At 62.2% G+C, this 19,808-nt stretch carries 22 protein-coding genes, 2 tRNA genes, 3 rRNA genes and 1 pseudogene; 11 read left to right on the top strand and 17 right to left on the bottom strand.

The annotated features are described in order from the left end of the window. Nucleotide 1: 1 nt before the first annotated feature. Complete coding sequence (locus C486_RS13080) at nucleotides 2-421, bottom strand: SWIM zinc finger family protein (protein WP_008456891.1); 420 nt, start codon at nucleotides 419-421, stop codon at nucleotides 2-4. Nucleotides 422-770: 349 nt separating this feature from the next. Continuing rightward, nucleotides 771-1,019 (bottom strand): MarR family transcriptional regulator, encoded by a 249-nt coding sequence (locus C486_RS13075; protein WP_394295333.1) that lies wholly within the window; start codon nucleotides 1,017-1,019, stop codon nucleotides 771-773. A 133-nt stretch (nucleotides 1,020-1,152) separates the two neighbouring features. Here C486_RS13075 and C486_RS13070 point away from each other — a divergent pair, with 133 nt between their 5' ends. Next, nucleotides 1,153-1,626: an FxLYD domain-containing protein gene (locus C486_RS13070; protein ID WP_008456890.1), complete on the top strand. Its 474-nt coding sequence runs from the start codon at nucleotides 1,153-1,155 to the stop codon at nucleotides 1,624-1,626. 42 nt (nucleotides 1,627-1,668) lie between these two features. Then, nucleotides 1,669-1,878, top strand: coding sequence for a YgaP family membrane protein (locus C486_RS20255; protein ID WP_008456889.1), 210 nt, complete (start codon nucleotides 1,669-1,671; stop codon nucleotides 1,876-1,878). Nucleotides 1,879-1,910: 32 nt separating this feature from the next. Here C486_RS20255 and C486_RS13065 read toward each other — a convergent pair whose 3' ends face one another. Beyond that, complete coding sequence (locus tag C486_RS13065) at nucleotides 1,911-2,315, bottom strand: hypothetical protein (protein ID WP_152419172.1); 405 nt, start codon at nucleotides 2,313-2,315, stop codon at nucleotides 1,911-1,913. Between the two features lie 141 nt (nucleotides 2,316-2,456). Between C486_RS13065 and C486_RS21350 the strand changes: the two genes are divergently transcribed. Continuing rightward, the gene (locus C486_RS21350) at nucleotides 2,457-2,624 is read left to right on the top strand and encodes a hypothetical protein (protein WP_160164299.1); all 168 of its coding nucleotides are present in this window, start codon (nucleotides 2,457-2,459) and stop codon (nucleotides 2,622-2,624) included. 6 nt (nucleotides 2,625-2,630) lie between these two features. After that, complete coding sequence (locus C486_RS13060) at nucleotides 2,631-3,212, top strand: hypothetical protein (protein WP_008456887.1); 582 nt, start codon at nucleotides 2,631-2,633, stop codon at nucleotides 3,210-3,212. A gap of 257 nt (nucleotides 3,213-3,469) precedes the next feature. Here the strand turns inward: C486_RS13060 and C486_RS13055 are convergent. After that, a tRNA-Phe gene (locus tag C486_RS13055) sits at nucleotides 3,470-3,543 on the bottom strand. 220 nt (nucleotides 3,544-3,763) lie between these two features. Here C486_RS13055 and C486_RS13050 point away from each other — a divergent pair. Continuing rightward, entirely contained in the window at nucleotides 3,764-4,210 is a 447-nt protein-coding gene (locus C486_RS13050; protein WP_008456886.1) for a DUF7344 domain-containing protein, read from the top strand. 356 nt (nucleotides 4,211-4,566) lie between these two features. Here C486_RS13050 and C486_RS13045 read toward each other — a convergent pair. Next, nucleotides 4,567-4,640, bottom strand: a tRNA-Val gene (locus C486_RS13045). A 62-nt stretch (nucleotides 4,641-4,702) separates the two neighbouring features. Between C486_RS13045 and C486_RS13040 the strand changes: the two genes are divergently transcribed. After that, on the top strand, nucleotides 4,703-5,347 hold the full coding sequence (locus tag C486_RS13040) for a DUF192 domain-containing protein (protein ID WP_008456885.1): 645 nt from the start codon (nucleotides 4,703-4,705) through the stop codon (nucleotides 5,345-5,347). A 32-nt stretch (nucleotides 5,348-5,379) separates the two neighbouring features. Further along, on the top strand, nucleotides 5,380-7,377 hold the full coding sequence (locus C486_RS13035; RefSeq protein ID WP_008456884.1) for an ABC transporter ATP-binding protein: 1,998 nt from the start codon (nucleotides 5,380-5,382) through the stop codon (nucleotides 7,375-7,377). 45 nt (nucleotides 7,378-7,422) lie between these two features. Here the strand turns inward: C486_RS13035 and C486_RS13030 are convergent, their stop codons facing one another. Next, the gene (locus tag C486_RS13030) at nucleotides 7,423-7,767 is read right to left on the bottom strand and encodes a DUF5789 family protein (RefSeq protein ID WP_008456883.1); all 345 of its coding nucleotides are present in this window, start codon (nucleotides 7,765-7,767) and stop codon (nucleotides 7,423-7,425) included. After that, nucleotides 7,754-8,782 (bottom strand): phosphatase PAP2 family protein, encoded by a 1,029-nt coding sequence (locus C486_RS13025; RefSeq protein ID WP_008456882.1) that lies wholly within the window; start codon nucleotides 8,780-8,782, stop codon nucleotides 7,754-7,756. The genes C486_RS13030 and C486_RS13025 overlap by 14 nt, the downstream gene beginning before the upstream one ends. A gap of 130 nt (nucleotides 8,783-8,912) precedes the next feature. On the opposite strand from C486_RS13025, the gene C486_RS13020 reads away from it, so the two are divergent. Beyond that, nucleotides 8,913-9,650 carry a creatininase family protein gene (locus C486_RS13020; protein WP_008456881.1) on the top strand — a complete coding sequence of 246 codons (738 nt, stop codon included), beginning with the start codon at nucleotides 8,913-8,915 and terminating at the stop codon, nucleotides 9,648-9,650. 42 nt (nucleotides 9,651-9,692) lie between these two features. On the opposite strand, the gene C486_RS13015 is transcribed toward C486_RS13020, so the two are convergent. The 7 genes from C486_RS13015 to C486_RS12985 form a co-directional block, all read right to left on the bottom strand. Continuing rightward, entirely contained in the window at nucleotides 9,693-10,157 is a 465-nt protein-coding gene (locus tag C486_RS13015) for a DUF5790 family protein (RefSeq protein WP_014865830.1), read from the bottom strand. A gap of 335 nt (nucleotides 10,158-10,492) precedes the next feature. Continuing rightward, nucleotides 10,493-10,852, bottom strand: a complete 360-nt coding sequence (locus C486_RS13010; protein WP_008456876.1) for a dihydroneopterin aldolase family protein — start codon at nucleotides 10,850-10,852, stop codon at nucleotides 10,493-10,495. A gap of 185 nt (nucleotides 10,853-11,037) precedes the next feature. Next, a complete protein-coding gene (locus C486_RS13005; protein WP_008456873.1) occupies nucleotides 11,038-12,009 on the bottom strand; it encodes an aldo/keto reductase in 972 nt (323 codons plus the stop codon). A 99-nt stretch (nucleotides 12,010-12,108) separates the two neighbouring features. Next, nucleotides 12,109-12,882 (bottom strand): NAD-dependent glucose-6-phosphate dehydrogenase Azf, encoded by a 774-nt coding sequence (gene azf / locus C486_RS13000; RefSeq protein WP_008456871.1) that lies wholly within the window; start codon nucleotides 12,880-12,882, stop codon nucleotides 12,109-12,111. A gap of 100 nt (nucleotides 12,883-12,982) precedes the next feature. Further along, nucleotides 12,983-13,597, bottom strand: coding sequence for a DUF309 domain-containing protein (locus C486_RS12995; protein ID WP_008456870.1), 615 nt, complete (start codon nucleotides 13,595-13,597; stop codon nucleotides 12,983-12,985). A 161-nt stretch (nucleotides 13,598-13,758) separates the two neighbouring features. Next, nucleotides 13,759-14,856, bottom strand: coding sequence for an aminopeptidase (locus C486_RS12990; RefSeq protein ID WP_008456869.1), 1,098 nt, complete (start codon nucleotides 14,854-14,856; stop codon nucleotides 13,759-13,761). A gap of 93 nt (nucleotides 14,857-14,949) precedes the next feature. Further along, nucleotides 14,950-15,675, bottom strand: a complete 726-nt coding sequence (locus C486_RS12985; protein WP_008456867.1) for a queuosine precursor transporter — start codon at nucleotides 15,673-15,675, stop codon at nucleotides 14,950-14,952. Nucleotides 15,676-16,119: 444 nt separating this feature from the next. Here C486_RS12985 and C486_RS12980 point away from each other — a divergent pair, with 444 nt between their 5' ends. The 3 genes and pseudogenes from C486_RS12980 (at nucleotide 16,120) to C486_RS12970 (ending at nucleotide 19,034) form a co-directional block, all read left to right on the top strand. Next, on the top strand, nucleotides 16,120-16,314 hold the full coding sequence (locus C486_RS12980) for a cold-shock protein (RefSeq protein ID WP_006187181.1): 195 nt from the start codon (nucleotides 16,120-16,122) through the stop codon (nucleotides 16,312-16,314). Between the two features lie 451 nt (nucleotides 16,315-16,765). Next, a complete protein-coding gene (locus C486_RS12975) occupies nucleotides 16,766-17,041 on the top strand; it encodes a PadR family transcriptional regulator (protein WP_008456858.1) in 276 nt (91 codons plus the stop codon). 549 nt (nucleotides 17,042-17,590) lie between these two features. Continuing rightward, nucleotides 17,591-19,034: pseudogene (locus C486_RS12970) on the top strand (MBL fold metallo-hydrolase). 117 nt (nucleotides 19,035-19,151) lie between these two features. On the opposite strand, the gene rrf (C486_RS12965) reads toward C486_RS12970, so the two are convergent. The 3 genes from rrf (C486_RS12965) to C486_RS21935 all read right to left on the bottom strand — a co-directional run. Then, nucleotides 19,152-19,273, bottom strand: a 5S ribosomal RNA gene (gene rrf / locus C486_RS12965). Between the two features lie 153 nt (nucleotides 19,274-19,426). Further along, a 5S ribosomal RNA gene (gene rrf / locus C486_RS12960) occupies nucleotides 19,427-19,523 on the bottom strand. Nucleotides 19,524-19,659: 136 nt separating this feature from the next. After that, nucleotides 19,660-19,808 (bottom strand): 23S ribosomal RNA (locus C486_RS21935); the annotation flags it as partial.

The following is a 19,808-nucleotide window of genomic DNA, read 5'->3' as shown; positions in this document are numbered from 1 at the left end:
CTCAACCCGGAAGGTCGCGCCGACCATCGTTGTAGCATCCGAAACACGGGAAGTCCGAGTCGTCGCACCAGCACTTGCCTTCGTCGGTGTCCTCGGTAGTGAACGAGTCGAGGGTGGCAGTACCACCGTCAGCGCGGACAGGCTGCTCCCGGCTGGCCGCTTCGAGGACTGGCTCTCGAATGGCGACGGCGACCATGTGCTTGCACGCGCCGGGCTGGTACTCCCATGCCGGACACGTACAGTCCGACGGGATACCGCCCTCGACGTGAACCGTGTAGGTGTGGTCGTCGGCTTCTTCGTGAGAGTCGTTCACTACTTCTACGTCGCCGTCACCGAGGGCGGTGAACTCGAAGGCTTCCCACTGCGCCCTCTTGGCTATCTGGTCGTCGTACTCAAGTAAGTCGAGCGTGGATGTACTCATGGCTTTCTGGCACCTTCAGAGAGCCACTGTCCGGCGTCCCAAGCGCCGGGCTTTCTCATAGCGAGATTACCCCGAAGAGACAGTGGCTCCGTACAATATAGTAGGTGCCGTGGCATTATAATTGTAGTGAATCATAATTCTATATACAATGCGCAGTGGGAATTAGAAGCCACTCAAATGGCCGTACAGCGCCGCAGAGCGACCGTCAGAAACGACCTTCAATGCCATTCGCTCCGCGACGAACGCGTTCACGACACACTCATGCGACTCTCTCGACCCGCTGGTGGTGCTGCCATCATCGAAGGGCGCGATAGAAACCTTCTCGTTCCGTTTTAGGGAAAGAGCAGGTTCAGTCTTCGTCGTCCGGTTCGAGTTCCGCCGCGTCGAGTTCACCATCAAGGTACAGTTGGCCTTCGTTGGTAAGGACGTACACCCCATTCCCGAGAAAACGAATCAATCCATGGCGTTCTAATTTTTTCATCCTCTGGTGTAGATGCGTACGGCTGAATCGGACGTATTCGTCTTGTGACAGACTTGTCGGCGTGCCTGATTCTTTCTCCTGAAGCGCCTCAAGAATCCGTTCGTCCGCGATACTCATCCAATCCGCCGATTTTCTCATTGTCGAAAACTCGCGCCACTTGTCGTTACATATCACGAATAGTATGGTTCAGTTAACATAGCGTTAACTACAGCAACAATTATAAGGACTCTCTGTTTTGTGTTGAAATGAAATGTTCCGACGGAAGTATCTGGCAAGCATAGGTGCGACCGCTACCGCCCTCGGACTCGCAGGGTGTACCAGCGACGAGAGTGATTCAGACGAAGGAAACGCCAACGGAAACAGCGGTGACAGCGATACCAGCGACTCCGGAAACAATAACGGAGACAACAACGGCGGCGACACCAATAGCGGAGACAGCGGTGACGATAACCAGTCGGACGTAGAGATTCTCGACCACGAGTTCTACAGCGAAGAGTTCTCTTCGGGTGTTCGTGGAACTGCCGTCAACAACACTGACAGTGCAATCGGCTACGTCGAGGCGACCGCGACGTTCCTTGACTCGGAAGGGACGCAGATAGGTGAAGGACTCGACAACGTGAGCGACCTTGCGGCTGGTCGTGAGTGGGAGTTCGACTGTATGTTCACCGGCCAAGACGCGAGCCGTATCGAAGAGTACGAAATCGAAGTCTCGAGCGGGTTCTGATTCTCGGGAAGATACAAGCCCGAGGCGACCTATTATTCAGATATGGTTGAACAAAATGTTGGTGGCCGTGACAGACTCGTCCGCGCACTACTCGCCGTTGTGCTGACTCTCGTAGCAGTAAACACACTCCGAAAAGGGAAACGCAAGACCAGTCTGCTTGCTCTCGTTGGGGCGGTCGGGTTCGGATTTAACGCGACAACCTGTTTCTGTGGGCTGAATAAGACGCTCGGTATTGACACGACCGACGAGTAACGATTGGCTTTCTTCGAGTGGAAAGAGAGGGGTTAGGCCTCGCTCTCAAGCCGTTCAGCCTCGATTTCCGTTTCCGGTTCGAGCAACTCCGACATTGAGTGCTGGTCGAAGGTGTCAAGAAGGACTTGCACCTCTTCAATCGCCTCGCGTGCTTCTGACCGTAGTCGATAGTGCGTTTGGCCGTCAATCTTCTCCCGCTCGAAAAACGCACTCGAACCGGGGTTGCCCGTGATTTCGGCTGTCGCGTTGATTCGGTTGGCGAATGCTCCTAACACTCCGGGGAACCGCTCTTCGTTCCCCCACCGAATCCGGTCGATAAGTTCACTACTCGAAACCCACTCGTCTTTCTCCCGCTCGTATAGTTCTTTCAGCAGGGTGATTTGACCACGCGGTATCGACTTCCGTCGAAGGACTTGTTCAAGGGCGTGAGGGTTCATCATTACCGCTATTCACATACCAGTCGGGAAAATCTTCATCTTCTATGACTACTATCGACGTATTCTCTGTATGAATACCGGAAACTGCCTTCTTTGCGATAGATATATTTGGCATTCATCTAATGTTCAGCTTGACATAGTATGGCTGATGACACCCTCACCGTTGTTCGCATTCTACCGAACAAGTACCGAGTGGAAGCGCAGGATGTGTCTCACGAAGAGGCTATTAAGAAGTTGATTGAACTTGATACCGAACATCCTCACGAAGATTTTGCTATCGTTCGAAGCGTGCCTGACGACGGCTCATAAGCCAGCATGACTGAACAGCCCGAATCAGGCGAACTTCTCGTCGGCTCGTATCTTCGACTCGTAGAAGGGTGCGAGTTGGTGATGTATAACCAGCGGTCGCAAAAGCAAGGCAACCAACTCGAAATCGACGTGATAGGGGTAGACAACACCGAACGAGGTGAACGAGTCGTCTACACCTGCGAGGTCGTGACCCACATCGACGGGCTTCACTACTCGGGGACGCCCGATACCGACCGATGGGCCGAGTACGGGAACGAAGACTACCAGCACACCCTCGAGCGCTTGTGGCGGAAATTCAACTCGGACAAAGAGTACGTCACCGACCTCTTCGACGCCGACGACGACTCCTTCGTTTTCCAATTCTGGTCGCCTGTCGTTCGCGGGAACCGTGACGAAAAGTACCTACTGACCGGCCTCTATGACATGGCTGACGAATTTGAAGACAAAAACGGTGCCAAACTCGAACTCGTAATCAACGAGGAGTACACCGAGCGCATAGAGGCACTGCGCGAGCGGGCGGGGCAGACCGAGAAGGACTACGGTGAACTCGGATTCCGTATCCTACAGATTCTCGAACACCTCCGGTGAGCGGGCGCAACACCTACCTGTTGACTCATTCCCTCTGAATCTGAATCCCCCGAAAACGACGCGCGTAGCCGACGGCACCACACAATTCGTTCCCGAATAGGGGAAGGAATGAAGGTGCCTCGGAACGTACAATGTAATGAAACGCCCGACGGCGAAGGGTGCGTTCGTGAGCCGGTTCAAATCTCTCCGGAAATCGCGGGGGCAACACTGCCGAAATCCACTGCTATACGGTCAATACGCAACGAACCGCAAAAGTATGCCGCCTCCCGGATTTGAACCGGGGACAGCTCGATCTTCAGTCGAGTGCTCTCCCAGTCTGAGCTAAGGCGGCCTACTCCATTCTCCGTCCAGGGTATAAAAAAGGATTTCGAATCGCGATCGGTGTTCCACGCCACTTACAGGAGACTCGACGCCGATCCGACGATCAACGTAAGTATCTGAAAACCGAGTAATGTGGACGATACGGGACCTCTATGCGTGATTACCCGCCGTCTGTTGGAATTTCGGATATTCAAGACACCCTTTTCAGCACTGGGGGGTAATATCGTGTTATGGCAGCCCTTACCTCGAGTCAGGAGGCCCGAGAACTCGACGCCGATACCATCCTCGAGCTGTTGGCGAACCGCCGCCGTCGCTACCTCCTCTATGCGTTGCGCGGACACGAAGAACCGATCGAACTTTCGACGCTGGCGGAGACGGTCGCAGGGTGGGAACACGACGTGCCCCCCGACGAAGTCGCGAAGAACGAATACAAGAGCGTCTACGTCTCGTCGGTCCAGTGCCATGTCCCGAAACTGGACGACGCCGGCGTCGTCGACCACGACGAGGACAACCATACCGTCGTCCTCGCGGACAACTTCGAACAGCTCGAGCCGTACCTCCGGATCGTCGTCGAGGACGAACCGGAAAATTCGACGCTGCACGCCGCGCTCCAGACTGGATCGGGTGAGGGGCTTCTCGGCCAGATCCGCGAAAACGTCGCACGGCTCAAGCAGTGACCGGTCCGGGTGGGATTCGGACCGAGAGGGAAACGGAGTGGGCCGACTCGAGGGAACGACTGTGTTCGGTCGTCGGAATGGGACGACGATATCCTGCCGGTTCGAACGACCCCGGATAGCGCCACCGCTCGAGGGCGGTCGAAACTGAGCGAGGTGACGCGGTCGACCCGCAACTGAGATTATACCCGCCGCTCCCGACGGAGTGCTGCCGCTCACGAATCGCTCGTGGCAGAGATATGGGCTCGGGCGGGTTCGAACCATCTGAACTTCGCTCGCCAACGCTCGCTCGTTCCGTAGTTCGAACCGCCGCTCGCGTTCCATTGCTGTCGCTCACGAATTGTTCGCGACAGCAATAGTGGGCTCGGGCGGGTTCGAACCACCGACCTCGGCCTTGTAAAGGCCGCGTCATGACCAGCTAGACCACGAGCCCGCATCCGCAACGAGTGGGTCCGTCCGAATAACCTTTACTCTCTCGTCGTGCAGGACATCTGCATGGCAGTCGAGTACGTATTGCGGGGCCTACTCGTGGTCGCCGGTCTTTCTCTCGTCGGGCTGCTCCTCGTTCAGGTGGGGCTCGTCTCGGCTCCGTGGGGTCCTGACGAAGGTGCGGTCCGCGTCTTCGATGGCGGGGTCGACGAGAAGTCGACCGCGGACGGTGACGGTAACCGCACCCCCAAAGCCGTCGTTGACGTGGCGGTCGCGGACTCCGGTGCCGAGCGGTACACCGGGCTGAGCGACCACGACTCCCTCGAGCCGGGTAATGGCATGTTGTTCGTCCACGACGAGGAACAGGAACTGGCCTACGTGATGCGCGGGATGGAGTTCGATATCGACATCGTCTTTATCGACGCGGATCGCGAGATCACGACGATCCACCACGCCCGCGCGCCTGGCCCCGACGAGGACGGGGAAGACCTTCGATACGCCGGGCGTGGAAAGTGGGTCCTGGAAGTGCCACGCGGCTACGCGAACGAGACCGGCATCGAAGTCGGGGACGAGGTCGTCATTGACCTCGAGAACGGGGACGGTATCATCGGGAGCGGCTCCGAGACGCTCACGCAGGCCGTCACAATGTCAGACCGCGAGCCGATCGCGCCGGTAGCGGTCGCCGCCGAGCGTGGGTCGGTGCGTCGATAATCCTTATTGCCGGCGACCACTGAGCACGGCCAATGAATAGCGCCGAGCCGGACGCGGACGATCCGTTCGAGGACCAGCGCGAAGCGGTCGAGAATCCGATGAAGCGGCTGTTCCTCGAGTACGGGTCGAACTACACGGGTGCTGCAGTCATCGGCATAATCGCGAGTTTCTTCGCGCGGATTCTGGACCTGCTCCCGGCGCTCATGCTGGGAGTCGCGATCGACGCCGTGATCCGTCAGGAGATCCCGTACGCGGAGGCGTTCCCCGTCGGCGGGGGGCTCGTCGCGTCCGCCGTCCCCGAGGGACGGCTGGCGCAGTTCTGGCTGACGGTCGGGATCATCGCGAGCGCCTTTCTCCTCTCGGCGGTCTTTCACTGGACCCGAAACTGGGGGTTCAACACCTTCGCTCAGAACGTTCAACACGACGTTCGGACCGATACCTACGACGAGATGCAGCGCCTCGATATGGGGTTTTTCGCCGACAAGCAGACCGGCGAGATGATGTCGATCCTCTCGAACGACGTCAACCGCCTCGAGAAGTTCCTCAACGACGGGATGAACTCCCTGTTTCGGTTGCTCGTGATGGTGCTCGGCATCGGCGGGTTGCTGGTCGCGATCAACTGGCAACTCGCGCTAGTCGCCCTGCTCCCGGTGCCGTTAATCGCCGCCTTCACCTACCTGTTCATCCGGACGATCCAGCCCAAGTACGCCCAGGTCCGCTCGACCGTCGGCACGGTCAACTCCAGACTCGAGAACAACCTCGGCGGGATTCAGGTCATCAAGTCCAGTACGACTGAAGCCTACGAGTCCGACCGCGTCGAGGCGGTCTCCAGGGAGTACTTCGACGCCAACTGGGGGGCGATTCGGACGCGAATCAAGTTCTTCCCCGGCCTGCGCGTGCTCGCGGGGATCGGCTTCGTCGTTACCTTCCTCGTCGGCGGGCTCTGGGTCATCGAGGGGCCGCCGGGCCCGTTCTCGGGCGATCTCAGCACCGGCATGTTCGTCGTCTTCATCCTCTACACCCAGCGATTCATCTGGCCCATGGCCCAGTTCGGCCAGATCATCAACATGTACCAGCGGGCTCGCGCCTCGAGCGCCCGCATTTTCGGGCTGATGGACGAGCCAAACCGGGTCGGCGAGGAGCCCGACGCCCCCGATCTCGAGGTGACCGAGGGCCGCGTCGAGTACGACGACGTGTCCTTCGGATACGGCAAGGGTGAAACTCGGCGCGCCGCCGCTCAGTCGGACGGCGACCGCAGCGGGTCGGGAGACGACGAGACGATCCTCGAGGATATCGACTTCACCGTGGCGGGCGGCGAAACGCTCGCGCTGGTCGGTCCCACCGGAGCCGGCAAGTCGACGGTCCTCAAACTCCTCTTGCGGATGTACGACGTCGACGAGGGTGAGATCCGGATCGACGGCATGCGGATTCGGGACGTAACCCTCGAGAGCCTGCGCGAATCGCTTGGCTACGTCAGCCAGGATACCTTCCTCTTCTACGGGAGCGTCGAGGAGAACATCACGTACGGTGCCTTCGACGCGGACCGCGAGGACGTGATCGAGGCCGCGAAGATGGCAGAGGCCCACGAGTTCATCCGGAACCTCCCCGAGGGCTACGACACTGAAGTCGGCGAACGGGGCGTCAAGCTCTCGGGCGGCCAGCGCCAGCGGCTCTCCATCGCCCGCGCGATCCTCAAAGACCCCGACATCCTCGTCTTGGACGAGGCCACCAGCGACGTTGATACCGAGACGGAGATGCTCATCCAGCGCTCGATCGACGACCTCGCGGAGGATCGAACCACGTTCGCTATCGCCCACCGGCTCTCGACGATCAAGGACGCCGATCAGGTCCTCGTCCTCGAGGGCGGCGAGATCGTTGAGCGGGGAACCCACGACGAACTGCTCGCGAACGACGGGCTCTACTCGCATCTCTGGGGTGTACAGGCCGGCGAGATCGACGAACTTCCCGCGGAGTTCATCGAGCGCGCCCAGCGCAGGCAGGCGCGGACCGAAGTCGGCGACGACGACTGACGGGAGCCGCGGTCGACGCCACGGTTGACGTCTCCGGCCAGCGGTCTAGAACGATTCCTGCTCCCCTTGGTCGTCCTGTCCCGGTCGACCCTCGTCCTGCCGCCGTTCGCCCGCCGCGGGCGGCGTGCGGTCGCTGTAGTTCTTCCGGCCGATCGCCTCGTCGCCGACCATGTTCATGATCGCCTGCTCGACCGCGCCATAATCCCGATACTCGTCTTCGCCCAGCGGCCCGATGAGGTCCGCGAGCGTCGTGGTATTGCCGCTCATCTCGACCGTTTCGTCGCCGTGTTTCTCGAGCAACTCGTCGTGGCCGATGGGATACTCCTCGCCTTCCAGCGTCTCCCGTAGCTCACCGAGTTCGACGCCGCGTTCGCGGCTATCGTCTGGCATACGTACGGGAAGGCGTCGGCAACGCAAACGGGTTGGGCCTGCGTTCGCCGTGACGCCGCCGCGATCGGCACGGCGCTGGATCGGCCAGCCGCAAGCGCGACAAGGCGAGTGCCGTCAGGACCGACAGGAGACCGAGAAGGGCAGCCGGGACGACCAGGTTCGACGGCCCGCTCGAGACGCCGACCGTGCCGACGACGGCGAGGAAAACGACCGCGCCCAGCAGCGCCGCCGGCTCTCTGCGGCGTCGGTCGACGGCTGTCGATCCAAGCGGTCGTGTCGACTGCTCGAGGGTCCAGCCCGCGAGCGCGCCGGCCGCAAGCGCCGCGTACGCGACGGCACTGTCCGCACGACCGCTGGCGACCATCGCCGCGCCGGCGAGTCCCAGTGCGAGTGCGAACGCAGTTGTCGTTCGATCGAACGGAGACCGTTCGAGGAGCCACCGCACGCCGGCGAGATAGCAACACCCGACGGCGACGCCTGCGACGACATCGAGCGGGTAGTGGACACCGAGCACGAGCCGTGTGAGACAGACGGCGGCGACGATCACACCGGCGCCCGCGAGACGGAGGCGTCGCGTCCCCGCCTCGAACACCATCGCGAACAGCCCGTAGGTGACGGTCGCCCCGACCGCGTGGCCGCTCGGGAACCCGTAGCCGTCGGCGCTCGCACTCGAGCGGGACACCGAGCGGACCGGCGACTGGAAGACGGTCGGTTCGACCGTGGCGGGTTCGGGGCGCGGCAAGGAAAAGAGGTGTTTCAGCGTCGTCATCGTCGCCAGGCCACCGATGATAACGGCGAGGAACCAGGGCCCGTCCGCCCGTCGAAAGGGACGACCGGCCCCGAACTGCCGGCCGCGATGACCCGTCCGTCGCCACGCGATCGCCCACGACGCGCCGATACCGAGCGCGAGCAACAGCAGGCCGTCGCCGAGTCGAGTGACGGCCGCAGCAACGGCTACCCCCCACTGCGGGACGATGTCGCGAACCGACTCGAGAAGGGCAGCGCCGCGATTCATACGGCCCCTCTTCGACGGTAGCGTGGATAACGATCGGGCGGGAACATGCAGGGTCCACCGTCCCGGCGGGCCGAGACTGGGGCATGTCGGCCACCGCGGGTTTCATGCCGATACGGTCGACATACCCGGTATGGACCTCACAACGGCGACGTGGACGGACGTTCGGGACCTCGAGACCGACCTTGCGGTCGTCCCCATCGGTAGCACGGAACAACACGGTCCCCACGCGCCTCTCGGGACGGACGTGCTGACCGCCGAGGCGATCGCCGACGCCGGGATCGAGCGGGTCGACCGCGAGGTCGCGCGTGCGCCGGCGATTCCGGTCGGGATCGCCGAGGAGCACCGGCAGTTCCCCGGAACGATGTGGGTCTCCGAGGACACGTTTCGCGACTACGTCGGCGAGGCCGTCGACAGCCTCGCTCACCACGGGTTCGATCGGGTCGTCCTCGTCAACGGCCACGGCGGCAACGTCGATGCACTCCGTGAGGTGGGCGGCCGACTCACGCGAGCCGGCGACGCGTACGTCGTCCCCTTCACCTGGTTCGCGGCCGTCGGCGAGCACAGCGACGAGATGGGCCACGGCGGCCCCCTCGAGACCGGGCTCCTGCGACACCTCGAGCCGGAACTGATCCGCGAGGACCGGATCGAGGCGGCTCGAGCAGGCGGGGCCGACGGCTGGGGCGACTGGACGAGTTACGTCAACATGGCCTACGACGCGGCGGAGTTTACCGAAAACGGTGTCGTCGGCGATCCGACCGACGGTGACGCCAAGCGGGGTGAGGAACTGGTCGAGTTAGCGACGGATGCGCTGGCTCGGCTGCTCGAGGCGGTGGCCGAGCGCGATGTCTCGCGGCCCGAGCGCCGATAGAAGGCGGGACGGGCGAGCGGTCCGTCGGCGGTGGGAAAGCAGTTACTCCTCGTCTTCGTCCGCGTCAGCGTCAGCCTCCGTGTCGGCGTCGGCTTCCTCATCGTCGGGAGCCGCGGGACCGGCGTCCTGCAGCGTTCCGCGGAGGGCCGGAACCGTCGACGTGAGTTCGCCGACCTGTTCGCCGGCCGCGGAAATATCCGTAATAGCCGCTTCGAGGGCTTCGATCTCCGACTCGAGATCGGCGGCGTCGTCGAAGGCGTCGGCGCGTTGTCCCATGGTGAACCACTTCTTCGCATCGCGGAGGTGCTCCTCGGCGTCGCCGACCTCGAGCGCCGAGTTGAGTCCGTTGAGCACTCCCAGCACGTTGTCGGCGTCGGTCTCCCAGATATCGTCGGCGTCGGGCAGTGCCGCCCAGGCCGCTTCGAGCGAGGTTTCGACGTCCTCGCGCATCTCGTTGGCCGCTTCGCCGAACAGTTCCTCGTCGTCGCCGAGCGTAGCTTGGCTCATGTCATCGTCTTTGCGGGCACCATGGTTAAAAGATAGCCCGAAAGTGAAAGTGAAATCGGACGAGAGCGGATCGATATCGGCCGAACGGGAGTCGGATTTCGAAAGGAACGTCGCCGACGCGTTCCCCATGAGTTCGCCGCCATCGGACCGACCGGTACAGCGTCGGGCGACTGTATGCTCGAACGCCGGCTGGGACCCGGATGACCGCTTAGAACGGGACCTCCTGGCGGTCCACACGGGGCGCTGTAGAGTGTGGTCCGATCGGCGTCGATCGTTCGCTGCCGATACCAAAAGAGCGACAAGCCGGGTTAGCCCCGTTCGACCGTCGCACGCGGTTAGTCCCGGACCGACTCGAGTCGCATCAGCGGATAGCCGTCTTCCATTTCCATCCGGGTGACGACCTCACAGCCCTCATAGTCGACGACGATCTCGACCTCGAGAAAGCGGCCCGTCAGTTCGGTGTAGTCGGCCGTCGACTCGGCGAGCGCAGCCTCGAGTTCGTCGGTTCGGACATCGACAGTGACCTCGCGGCAGTGGGGCTGGTTCTCGATCGAGTCCGCCATCGCCGCCGCGAGACTCGGCGCGGTGTCGGGCGAGACCGGTGTGCCGGCGAACTGGTGGTAGAGCGAGCCGAACTTGATGCCGGCCTCGAAACAGGCGGCCTCGGCATCCGTCGGTGTCGTGTCCGTGGACATGGACGGACACTCGAGTGCGTCGGGCAAGGGGGTTGCGATGGTAATCGGGAGGCCTCGGTACCGACGTCCGCTCACTCACGACGAGCGACCGGAGACTCGGGGCCGAACGCGGCCCACCTCGAGCGGATCGTAGCGGTACGCGCGGAGGCCGGTCCGTTGTAGCACGGACAGCCGGGTCGGTCTCCTTACTCGTGGCCCGCGACCGGCAGCGGCTCGTATGGTTCCTCGAGATACTCCATGTCGGAACTCGAGAGGTCGATCTCGAGGGCTTCGACGGCGTCCTCCAGGTGTTCGACGCTGGTCGTCCCGACGATAGGGGCGTCGACCCAGTCCTTGTGGAGGAGCCATGCGAGGGAGAGTTGCCCCATCGAGACGCCCTTGTCGGCGGCGAGTTCCTGAATCCGTTCGTTGATCTCCGTGCCGCCGCCCTGCAGGTACGACATCTGCTCGAGATACTGGTCAGTTCGGCCGCGCGTCGTGGACTCGATCTCCTCGTGGGGCCGGGTCGCGACGCCGCGGGCCAACGGCGACCACGGAATGACCCCGATATCCTCCCGCTCGCAGAGCGGTAACATCTCCCGCTCTTCCTCGCGGTAGAAGAGGTTGTAGTGGTTTTGCATCGTCACGAACCGCTCGAGACCCAGCGCGTCGCTGGTGTGTAACGCCTCCGCGAACTGGTGGGCCCACATCGACGACGTGCCGATGTACCGCACCTGTCCGCGACGGACCGCATCGTCGAGCGCGCGCAGGGTCTCGTCGATCGGTGTGTCGTAGTCCCAGCGGTGGGTCTGGTAGAGATCGATCGTGTCCATGCCCAACCGGTCGAGGCTCGCCTCGAGTTCCTGCTCGATGGCTTTGCGGGAGAGCCCGCTCGCGTTCGGGTTGTCGGGGTTCATGTCGCCAAAGACCTTCGTTGCGACGACATACGAGTCGCGGTCGTAGCCCTCGAGAGCCTCGCCCAGGATCGCTTCGGACTCGCCCGTCGAGTAGACGTTCGCAGTGTCGAAGAAGTTGATCCCGAGATCGAGCGCGCGCTCGATGAGCGCCTTGCTTTCCTCGGGATCGAGCATCCATTCCTGGCCGGTCCCGAAACTCATACCGCCGAGGCAAATTCGGCTGACAGTCATCCCAGTCGATCCGAGCGTGGTGTACTCCATGGCGGAGAGTGTGACCGCCGGCGACAAAACGTCGTGGCTCGTCCGAGTCGGTTGCCGGCTCTCGAGGAGAATGCGGGACCGAGGTCCGGTCGCGACCGATCAGGCGTCCGGTTCGGCGACCCGCTCCTCGCCGTCGTAGTACGCGGAGTTGTCCTGCGGATCGTAGCCCAGGGCCTCGCGGGCGCGCTCTATCGAGTAGTACTTCCGGTCGTTGTCGGAGATGCCGTAAACGATCTCGTACCCGTAGTCGGCGCGGATACAGCGATCGAACAGGTGCGCACAGTCCCGGTAGGAGAGCCACATCGCTTGTCCGCGCTCGTAGTCGATCGGCGGGTGGCCCTCGGTGAGGTTGCCGATGCGGACGCAGGCGACCGAGAGGTCGTGTTCGTCGTGATAGTACCGACCGAGGGTCTCGCCGGCGGCCTTCGAGACGCCATAGAGGTTGCTCGGGCGGGGGAGTTCGGTGCCGTCGAGCAGGTAGTCGTCGTGCTCGCGGTACAGCTCGGGCGTGCGCGCGTCGGTCTCGTAGTTGCCGACGGCGTGGTTCGACGAGGCGAAGACGACGCGCTCGACGCCCGCGTCGACGGCCGCCTCGAAAACGGTCTGCGTGCCGTCGATGTTGTTGGTCAGCACGCTATCCCACGGCGCTTCGGGGCGCGGGTCGCCCGCGAGATGGATCACGACATCGATCCCGTCCATCGCCTCGCGGACGGCATCGTCGTCGGTGATGTCCGCGACGACGAACTCGCCCGGCTGGTCGTCAGTCGGCGGATTCCGATCCAGTAATCGCCACTCGTGGTCGTCAGCGAGGCCACCGAGGATGGCCTCTCCGACCCGCCCCGCAGCCCCCGTAAGCAGGACTGACTGTGCCATTCGTTCGGTGGAAGGGAAAGCGTCGATAAGTACCATGCGGTTCGGCGGACGGACGGCCACCCGTGGCACCCGTCGCTCGCGGCCCGACGAGAAACCACGTTCAGAACAGTCCCGTCACGTCTTCCTCGCGCGCCCGCCGCCTGCCGACGTGATCGGTGAGCCGCTGATAGATGATCCCGCGGTTCTCGTCCTCGCGGACGAAATCGAACAGCAGCGTAATGAACGTGCTGTCGTCCGCGCCGGCCTCGAGATCCTGGCGTGCGTACGTGCGCGCTCGGGCGACCGGCTCCTCGTCGTAGCCGAACGCCTCGGCGAGGACGACGGCGGCGATCGCCATCGGCTCGAACCCGAGCGCCGACAGCGTCGGGAGCGTGCCCTCGTGTTCGATTTGAACTGGCCCCCTGCGTTCGAGGATCTCGGGATCGGCCGCGAGCCGTGCGAGAAACGACCGGACCGGCCCGAGTCGGAGCTCGCGGTAGTCGGCCGGCAGCTCCGCGAGATACCCGCCGCCGCTCGCCGCGAGCCCGACGGCCCCCTCCCAGTTCCCCTCGCGGGCGTGATAGACCGCGCCGCTGTACTGAATCAGGCCGTGGAGCAGTCGCTCGTCGTCGCTCCCCGACTTGAGATCGAGCCAGCGCTCCTCCCAAGCGTCGTGGGCGGCGTGGTAATGGCCGTCGTTGAAGACGGCGACGCCGGCCCGGAGCCGATCGCGCATAGCCATCATTAGGGCTCGAGACTCGAGAGCGTGACGGAAACGGAGACCGCCGGCGGTCCCGGCGGCCGTCGCGATCGGAGCCACGCCGAGACGAGCATACTCCGGTCGCCGCCGACCGACGGGGTTCCGACTCCGATATGATACGGCCGCTGCGGGCGGAACTACGCGTCGAACCCGTCCTCGAATCGGAAGACGCCGTTGCGCTGGAGTACCTCCCCGTCGACCTCGAGGACGGACTCCTCGCTGACATCAGTGATCAGATCGACGTGGACGGCCGACTCGTTGCCCGACTCGCCGTCGGGGAGACAGGCGTCGTAGGCTCGCCCGAGCGCCAGATGGACGGTCTCGCCCATCTTCTCATCGAAGAGGATGTTGTCCGTGTAGCGGTCGATCCCGCGATTCATTCCGATGCCGACCTCGCCCAGTCGACGTGCACCCGCGTCGGTCTCGAGGATGTCGTCGATGACGTCTTCGCCCTGCTCGGCGTCGTAGTCGACGACCTCGCCGTCGGCGAACTCGAGGCGGACGTTCCGGACGGGCTCGCCCCGGATCGTCATCGGCACATCGAAGGTCACCTCGCCCTCGGTCGCGTCGGGCGCGGTGAAGACCTCGCCGCTGGGGAGGTTATGCGAGTCGTACGCCACCGACGCCGCGCTGTTGACCGCCGTCCGCCCCTCGATGTCCATGGTGAGATCGGTGCCCCTCGAGACCAGCCGCAGTTCGGAACCGGCATCAAGGACCTCCTTCAACTGGGCCATCTCGTCGGCCAGCGACTCCCAGTCCCGCAGGATCGCCTCGTAGGCGAAGTCCTGATACTCCGCGTAGGCCATGTTCGCCTGCTGGGCGAGCGATCGCGTCGGATGGACCGTCGAGACCCAGCGGGTCCCCAATCGCCGCTCACGAATCTCGGTTCGCGCCTCGTTGTAGGCGCGGCGCTGCTCGCCGGGAACGTCGGCCGTCGCGCTCGTGTTCCGGCCCCCGCCCAGCGAGAGGTAGACGTCGGCGTTCTCGACGACGGCGAGTTCGTGGGCCGGGTTCTCGTCGAAGTCGCCGTCGTGTGCCCGCAGGTAGGCGCGGGTGATCTCGCCCGAGCCGTAGGTCGCGAGGAGGTTCGCCCCCCGTTCGCCGAGTTTCTCGGCGACGGCGACCGCCAGCTCGTGGGCGTCGGGTCCCACCGAGAGGACCACGTCGTCGCCCGCTTCGACTCGAGCGCTCCAGTCGACCAGCACGGCGGCGTGTTCGCGCACGCGTTCGTCCATATGTACCCCTCTCGAGCGGGCTACTAAACGCTCCCCGTTCGGACCGAAAACGCCAGAGCGGCTGTGCGGAGAGCGGCTACAAGCCGTGGACGATTAGGCAGTGCTGGCGTCTTCAGCCGACCCCTCCTCGCGCGAGCGCACGAGCGAGACGATAGCGTAGACGACCGGCGTGTCCAGAAGGGCGATCGCGAGTTTCAGCAGGTACTGGCCGACGATCAACGAGAGCAAGAGGTCAGGCTTGAGGACTGCACCGACGTCGAGGACGGCGGGTGCGACGGCGAACGCAACCGTGACGAAGATGACGGTGTCGATCGCCTGACTGCTCGCCGTCGAGGCGATGTTACGGAGCCAGAGCTTCTCGGGGCCGGTGGACTCCCGAATGCGGTGGAAAACGATAACGTCCCAGTTCTGGCTGACGACGTACGCGAGGAGGCTCCCAATGACGATGTTCGTCGACGCACCCAGGGCCGTCTCGAACGCGCCGGGATCGACACTCGTAGGGGCCGCCGGCGCGGCGATCGTCGACCAGACGAGCGCAAGCACGACGAAGTTCAGCACGAAGCCGACGTTGACGACGACCTGCCCCGCACGACACCCGTAGAGTTCGGTATAACAGTCGCTCGCGAGGAACGTCAGTGCGTACGCGAGCGCGGCCCCGGGTAACGCGAGTTGCGCACCCGTGATCGGCAGCGCAACGGGAAGTTCGAACGCGAGCACCTTCGATGCGGTCAACTGTGCGGTCACGAGCGCCGTCACGAAGAGGCCGATCAGCGCGACCTGCGCGATCGTCGGCCCGTGACGGGTCTGTGTCTGCCTCATAGGACGGCGTATCCACCGAACCCACCTAAACAGTGCTATTCACGGAGTACTCGAGTATGGACGGGATCGGATTCGAGTCCGCTCAAGGGTCCGTTCGACCATCCCAATCGAAAGCCTGCCGAACAGATCACGGTGAGTTCGAACCCGACTCTGGACGAACAGTCGGTTCGGGTCGGCCCGAATCGGGCCGGATCGACTGCGTTCGTCGGCCCCTTCCGTCAGCGAGCAACACCACCAGCTCGTCTCAGATGATCGCTCCAGCCCGGAGACGACCTCTCAATGACCCTCTCGAGAGCCGATCCATCAGCAGGCAATGAAAACCGAGGTGCCGATTTCCGAGACGTATAGCGTCCGATCGTCGTCTTTCGGCACTAATTATTTTTGTTTCGACACACGACCTATAACACAACTGTTATACGTGTCCCCGGCCTCGATTGAATTGCAATGGCGAAAGGAAACGTTGATTTCTTCAACGACACAGGCGGCTACGGTTTCATTGAGACGGACGACGCGGACGATGACGTTTTCTTCCACATGGAAGACGTTGGCGGTCCGGACCTCGAAGAAGGCACAGACATCGAATTCGATATCGAACAGGCCCCCAAGGGCCCCCGCGCCACCAACGTCACCCGCCTGTAATACGGCTTTTTACGTTCGGTAACGGGTTTCACATTCGAATATCATTCTTCAGCATCCAACTCGACAACCAGCGGACGCTATCGCCGACTCGCTGCTGGACCCGAACCCACGATCCCGCTGAGGGGTACCACTCGATTGACGGTCGCCAGCACTGGATCACAACAACCAGGAGGGACCCAGTAGCGGACGGCTGCTGGCGTAGCCACTGACCGTCACTGGAAACCGACTCGTATGACAGCGACGCGATCAGCGTGTGGATCGTTTCGGCGTCGGCTATTTTCGGCTATGACACCAGATTGGTATCAAACGGCCGGCTGTAAGCTGTGGTTACGAGCCGAAAGGACAGACAGTACCACGAATGACTCAGTTAGCTCCGTTGAACGTACTCGAACCGGTTGATACGAAATCGATAACAAATAGTCGGGTTCCCGTCCGTCCACCCGAATACAAAATGGACGATCTGACTGGGTTTCAACGCGACCTGCTGTACGTGATCGCAGGGGCCGATCAACCGTCGGGGCAGGACGTAAAGGGAGAGGTCGAAACGTATTACAACAGCGAAATCAACCACGGGCGATTGTATCCCAATCTCGACACGCTCGTCAACAAAGACTTCGTCGAGAAGGGGCAACTCGACCGTCGCACCAACTACTACGAGATCAGTGACCGCGGCCAACAGACCATCGAACAGCGCCGGGAGTGGGAACAACAGTATCTCGACGGGTAATCCGGTTTTACCCCTGCTGGGAGACGCATGCGATAGGACTCACACATCCGACGGGCTCGCGGCTTACTCACCGTCGCACAGCCACGCTTCGCCCGCGCCAACCCAAGTCCGACTCCAACCGGCAGACAGTAACTCAGTCTGGCAACACCACAGCGGTCGTCGACGAGACGGCCTGGGCCACTGCCCAGTGTCGCCGATTCACACTTGGCGACTCACGACACCGATAAAGACCCGTCTATGCCATCCCGACGGCAGTACGAAATGGAGACGCGGCTCGTCCGCTCTCCCGATCGATCTTGTTTCCACTCGCGATAGTCGCCTCGAGACCGCACTTGTCCCGAACTCGCCGTGAAACCCAGAACTACTTACGTCGGGAGAGTCGTTGATTCACTAACCGAAACAGGCGCTGTCCCTGGCACAGTTGGGACTGAGCCGTCGATTCGACCCACCGAGGATGCGATCGAAGCCGGCTCACGTTGCAGGATGCGACTCCCAGCAGCCGTTCCGGCTGCACGACTGTCCACAGGACTGCTATGATCGGCCCTACCAATGGACATTGAAATTGCGACAATTGGCGGCTACGAGGAAGTCGGCCGACAGATGACAGCTGTTCGCGCCGGTGACGACATCGTGATCTTCGACATGGGGCTCAACCTCTCGAAGGTACTCATTCACGACAACATCCGAACCGAAGGCATGCACAGTCTCGACCTGATCGATATGGGTGCCATCCCCGACGACCGGGTCATGAGTGACCTCGAAGGAGACGTCAAAGCGATCGTCCCCACCCACGGCCACTTGGACCACATCGGTGCGATCAGCAAACTCGCACACCGGTACGACGCACCCATCGTCGCGACGCCGTTCACCATCGAACTGGTCAAAGGCGAACTCGAGGAGGAAGGGAAATTCAACACCGACAACGAACTCGTCAAGATGGAGGCCGGCGAGACGATGTCGATCGGCGACTCCGGAAAGGTCGACCTCGAGTTCGTCAACGTTACGCACTCGATCGTCCAAGCCNCTCGTCAAGATGGAGGCCGGCGAGACGATGTCGATCGGCGACTCCGGAAAGGTCGACCTCGAGTTCGTCAACGTTACGCACTCGATCGTCCAAGCCATCAATCCCGTTGTCCACACCCCCGAAGGCGCGGTCGTCTACGGACTCGACAAACGGATGGACCACACGCCCGTCATCGGCGACCCGATCGACATGGAGCGGTTCCGTGAAATCGGCCGCGAAGGCGACGGCGTCCTCTGTTACATCGAGGACTGTACCAACGCGAACAAGAAGGGGCGCACGCCCTCCGAAACCGTCGCCCGCGAACACCTCCGCGACGCCCTCTACAGCATGGCGGACTACGATGGCGGCATCGTCGCCACGACCTTCTCGAGTCACATCGCTCGCGTCAAGTCGCTCATCGAATTCGCCCGCGATATCGATCGCGAGCCGATCCTCCTCGGCCGCTCGATGGAGACCTACTCCGGGACCGCAAAACGGATCGGGATCGACTTCCCCTCCGACGTCGAGATGGTCGGCTATCGCCAATCCATCGAGCAGACCTTCGAGCGAATCATGAACGAGGGGAAAGAGAACTTCCTTCCCGTCGTCACCGGCCATCAAGGGGAACCTCGAGCAACGCTTACGCGAATGGGACGCGGCGAAACACCGTACCAACTCGAGGACGGTGACAAGGTCGTCTTCTCCGCGCGGGTCATTCCGGAGCCGACGAACGAAGGCCAGCGCTATCAGGCCGAAAAGCTACTCCGCATGCAGGGTGCACGCATCTACGACGACATTCACGTGTCCGGGCACCTCTGTCAGGAGGGCCACTACGAGATGCTCGATGCACTCCAGCCCGAACACATCATCCCGGCCCACCAGGACATGAGCGGCTTCTCGGGGTACGTCGAACTGGCATCCAACCGCGGCTACACGCTCGGGCGCGATCTCCACGTCACCTCGAACGGGAACGTCATCGAACTGGTCTAAGCCAGCTCGACTCCGATTTTTTGGCCTCGGTCTCGAGTAGCAGGCGATGCTATCGCGGTCGTAAAAATAAATACAAAAACCCCATACAGCGGGCGCTGTGTGGGGGAGTAATATGAATGGAAGCGGCGAAACGGATTTCCCAGAGGGTCGCCCACTCCAGTACTGACCGTAACGTAGGCGAGCTTATCTTCCGTGTTCGGGATGGGTACGGGAGGCACCTCGCCACTGTGGCCGCTGTAATGCCGATCGGCGGAATCGAACCGCCGTCAGACCACGATCGGTGAACGTCGACCGAATTGGTCGATATGAGTGGAGGCGGCGAAACGAAGTTCCCAGAGGGTCGCCCACTCCAGTACTAACCGTAACGCAGGCGAGCTTATCTTCCGTGTTCGGGATNCCCAGAGGGTCGCCCACTCCAGTACTAACCGTAACGCAGGCGAGCTTATCTTCCGTGTTCGGGATGGGTACGGGAGGTACCTCGCCGCTCTGGCCGCCGTAATGCCGATCAACGGAATCGAACCGTCGTCATGCCAATATCGGTCGCTGTCTATGACCGTTATGTACGTGTAGTCCAGTTTGCGTCCGGACCCGTTCTCGCGTCACGGATCCAATGCGATGTAGTGTATGAATGTGTGGCTTGGCCAGTTAGTGCTCGCGGGCTCAACACCTCGTTGCCTTGGTGCGTACACCCCGAGTCTATCGATCTCGTCTTCTACGAGTGGCCTCGGTGGTATCTCTTTTCCAGGTGGGTTTCGAGCTTAGATGCGTTCAGCT

The organism is Natrinema gari JCM 14663, assembly GCF_000337175.1.
GTDB classification, from domain to species: domain Archaea; phylum Halobacteriota; class Halobacteria; order Halobacteriales; family Natrialbaceae; genus Natrinema; species Natrinema gari.
The sequence above is the reverse complement of the archived record's forward strand: the minus strand, read 5'-3'. Positions and strand labels throughout refer to the sequence as shown.

Bases quoted from the DNA above. Each gene is read 5' to 3' on its own strand.
- C486_RS12995 (WP_008456870.1), bottom strand. From the start codon at position 13,597: ATGCGCGATCGGCTCCGGGCCGGCGTCGCCGTCTTCAACGACGGCCAT.
- C486_RS12985 (WP_008456867.1), bottom strand. From the start codon at position 15,675: ATGAGGCAGACACAGACCCGTCACGGGCCGACGATCGCGCAGGTCGCG.
- C486_RS12980 (WP_006187181.1), top strand. From the start codon at position 16,120: ATGGCGAAAGGAAACGTTGATTTCTTCAACGACACAGGCGGCTACGGT.
- C486_RS21350 (WP_160164299.1), top strand. From the start codon at position 2,457: ATGGCTGATGACACCCTCACCGTTGTTCGCATTCTACCGAACAAGTAC.
- C486_RS20255 (WP_008456889.1), top strand. From the start codon at position 1,669: ATGGTTGAACAAAATGTTGGTGGCCGTGACAGACTCGTCCGCGCACTA.
- C486_RS13080 (WP_008456891.1), bottom strand. From the start codon at position 421: ATGAGTACATCCACGCTCGACTTACTTGAGTACGACGACCAGATAGCC.
- azf (WP_008456871.1), bottom strand. From the start codon at position 12,882: ATGGCACAGTCAGTCCTGCTTACGGGGGCTGCGGGGCGGGTCGGAGAG.
- C486_RS12975 (WP_008456858.1), top strand. From the start codon at position 16,766: ATGGACGATCTGACTGGGTTTCAACGCGACCTGCTGTACGTGATCGCA.
- C486_RS13040 (WP_008456885.1), top strand. From the start codon at position 4,703: ATGGCAGTCGAGTACGTATTGCGGGGCCTACTCGTGGTCGCCGGTCTT.
- C486_RS13070 (WP_008456890.1), top strand. From the start codon at position 1,153: ATGTTCCGACGGAAGTATCTGGCAAGCATAGGTGCGACCGCTACCGCC.
- C486_RS13025 (WP_008456882.1), bottom strand. From the start codon at position 8,782: ATGAATCGCGGCGCTGCCCTTCTCGAGTCGGTTCGCGACATCGTCCCG.
- C486_RS13010 (WP_008456876.1), bottom strand. From the start codon at position 10,852: ATGTCCACGGACACGACACCGACGGATGCCGAGGCCGCCTGTTTCGAG.
- C486_RS13005 (WP_008456873.1), bottom strand. From the start codon at position 12,009: ATGGAGTACACCACGCTCGGATCGACTGGGATGACTGTCAGCCGAATT.
- C486_RS13015 (WP_014865830.1), bottom strand. From the start codon at position 10,157: ATGAGCCAAGCTACGCTCGGCGACGACGAGGAACTGTTCGGCGAAGCG.
- C486_RS13030 (WP_008456883.1), bottom strand. From the start codon at position 7,767: ATGCCAGACGATAGCCGCGAACGCGGCGTCGAACTCGGTGAGCTACGG.
- C486_RS13060 (WP_008456887.1), top strand. From the start codon at position 2,631: ATGACTGAACAGCCCGAATCAGGCGAACTTCTCGTCGGCTCGTATCTT.
- C486_RS12990 (WP_008456869.1), bottom strand. From the start codon at position 14,856: ATGGACGAACGCGTGCGCGAACACGCCGCCGTGCTGGTCGACTGGAGC.
- C486_RS13020 (WP_008456881.1), top strand. From the start codon at position 8,913: ATGGACCTCACAACGGCGACGTGGACGGACGTTCGGGACCTCGAGACC.
- C486_RS13075 (WP_394295333.1), bottom strand. From the start codon at position 1,019: ATGAGTATCGCGGACGAACGGATTCTTGAGGCGCTTCAGGAGAAAGAA.
- C486_RS13050 (WP_008456886.1), top strand. From the start codon at position 3,764: ATGGCAGCCCTTACCTCGAGTCAGGAGGCCCGAGAACTCGACGCCGAT.
- C486_RS13065 (WP_152419172.1), bottom strand. From the start codon at position 2,315: ATGAACCCTCACGCCCTTGAACAAGTCCTTCGACGGAAGTCGATACCG.
- C486_RS13035 (WP_008456884.1), top strand. From the start codon at position 5,380: ATGAATAGCGCCGAGCCGGACGCGGACGATCCGTTCGAGGACCAGCGC.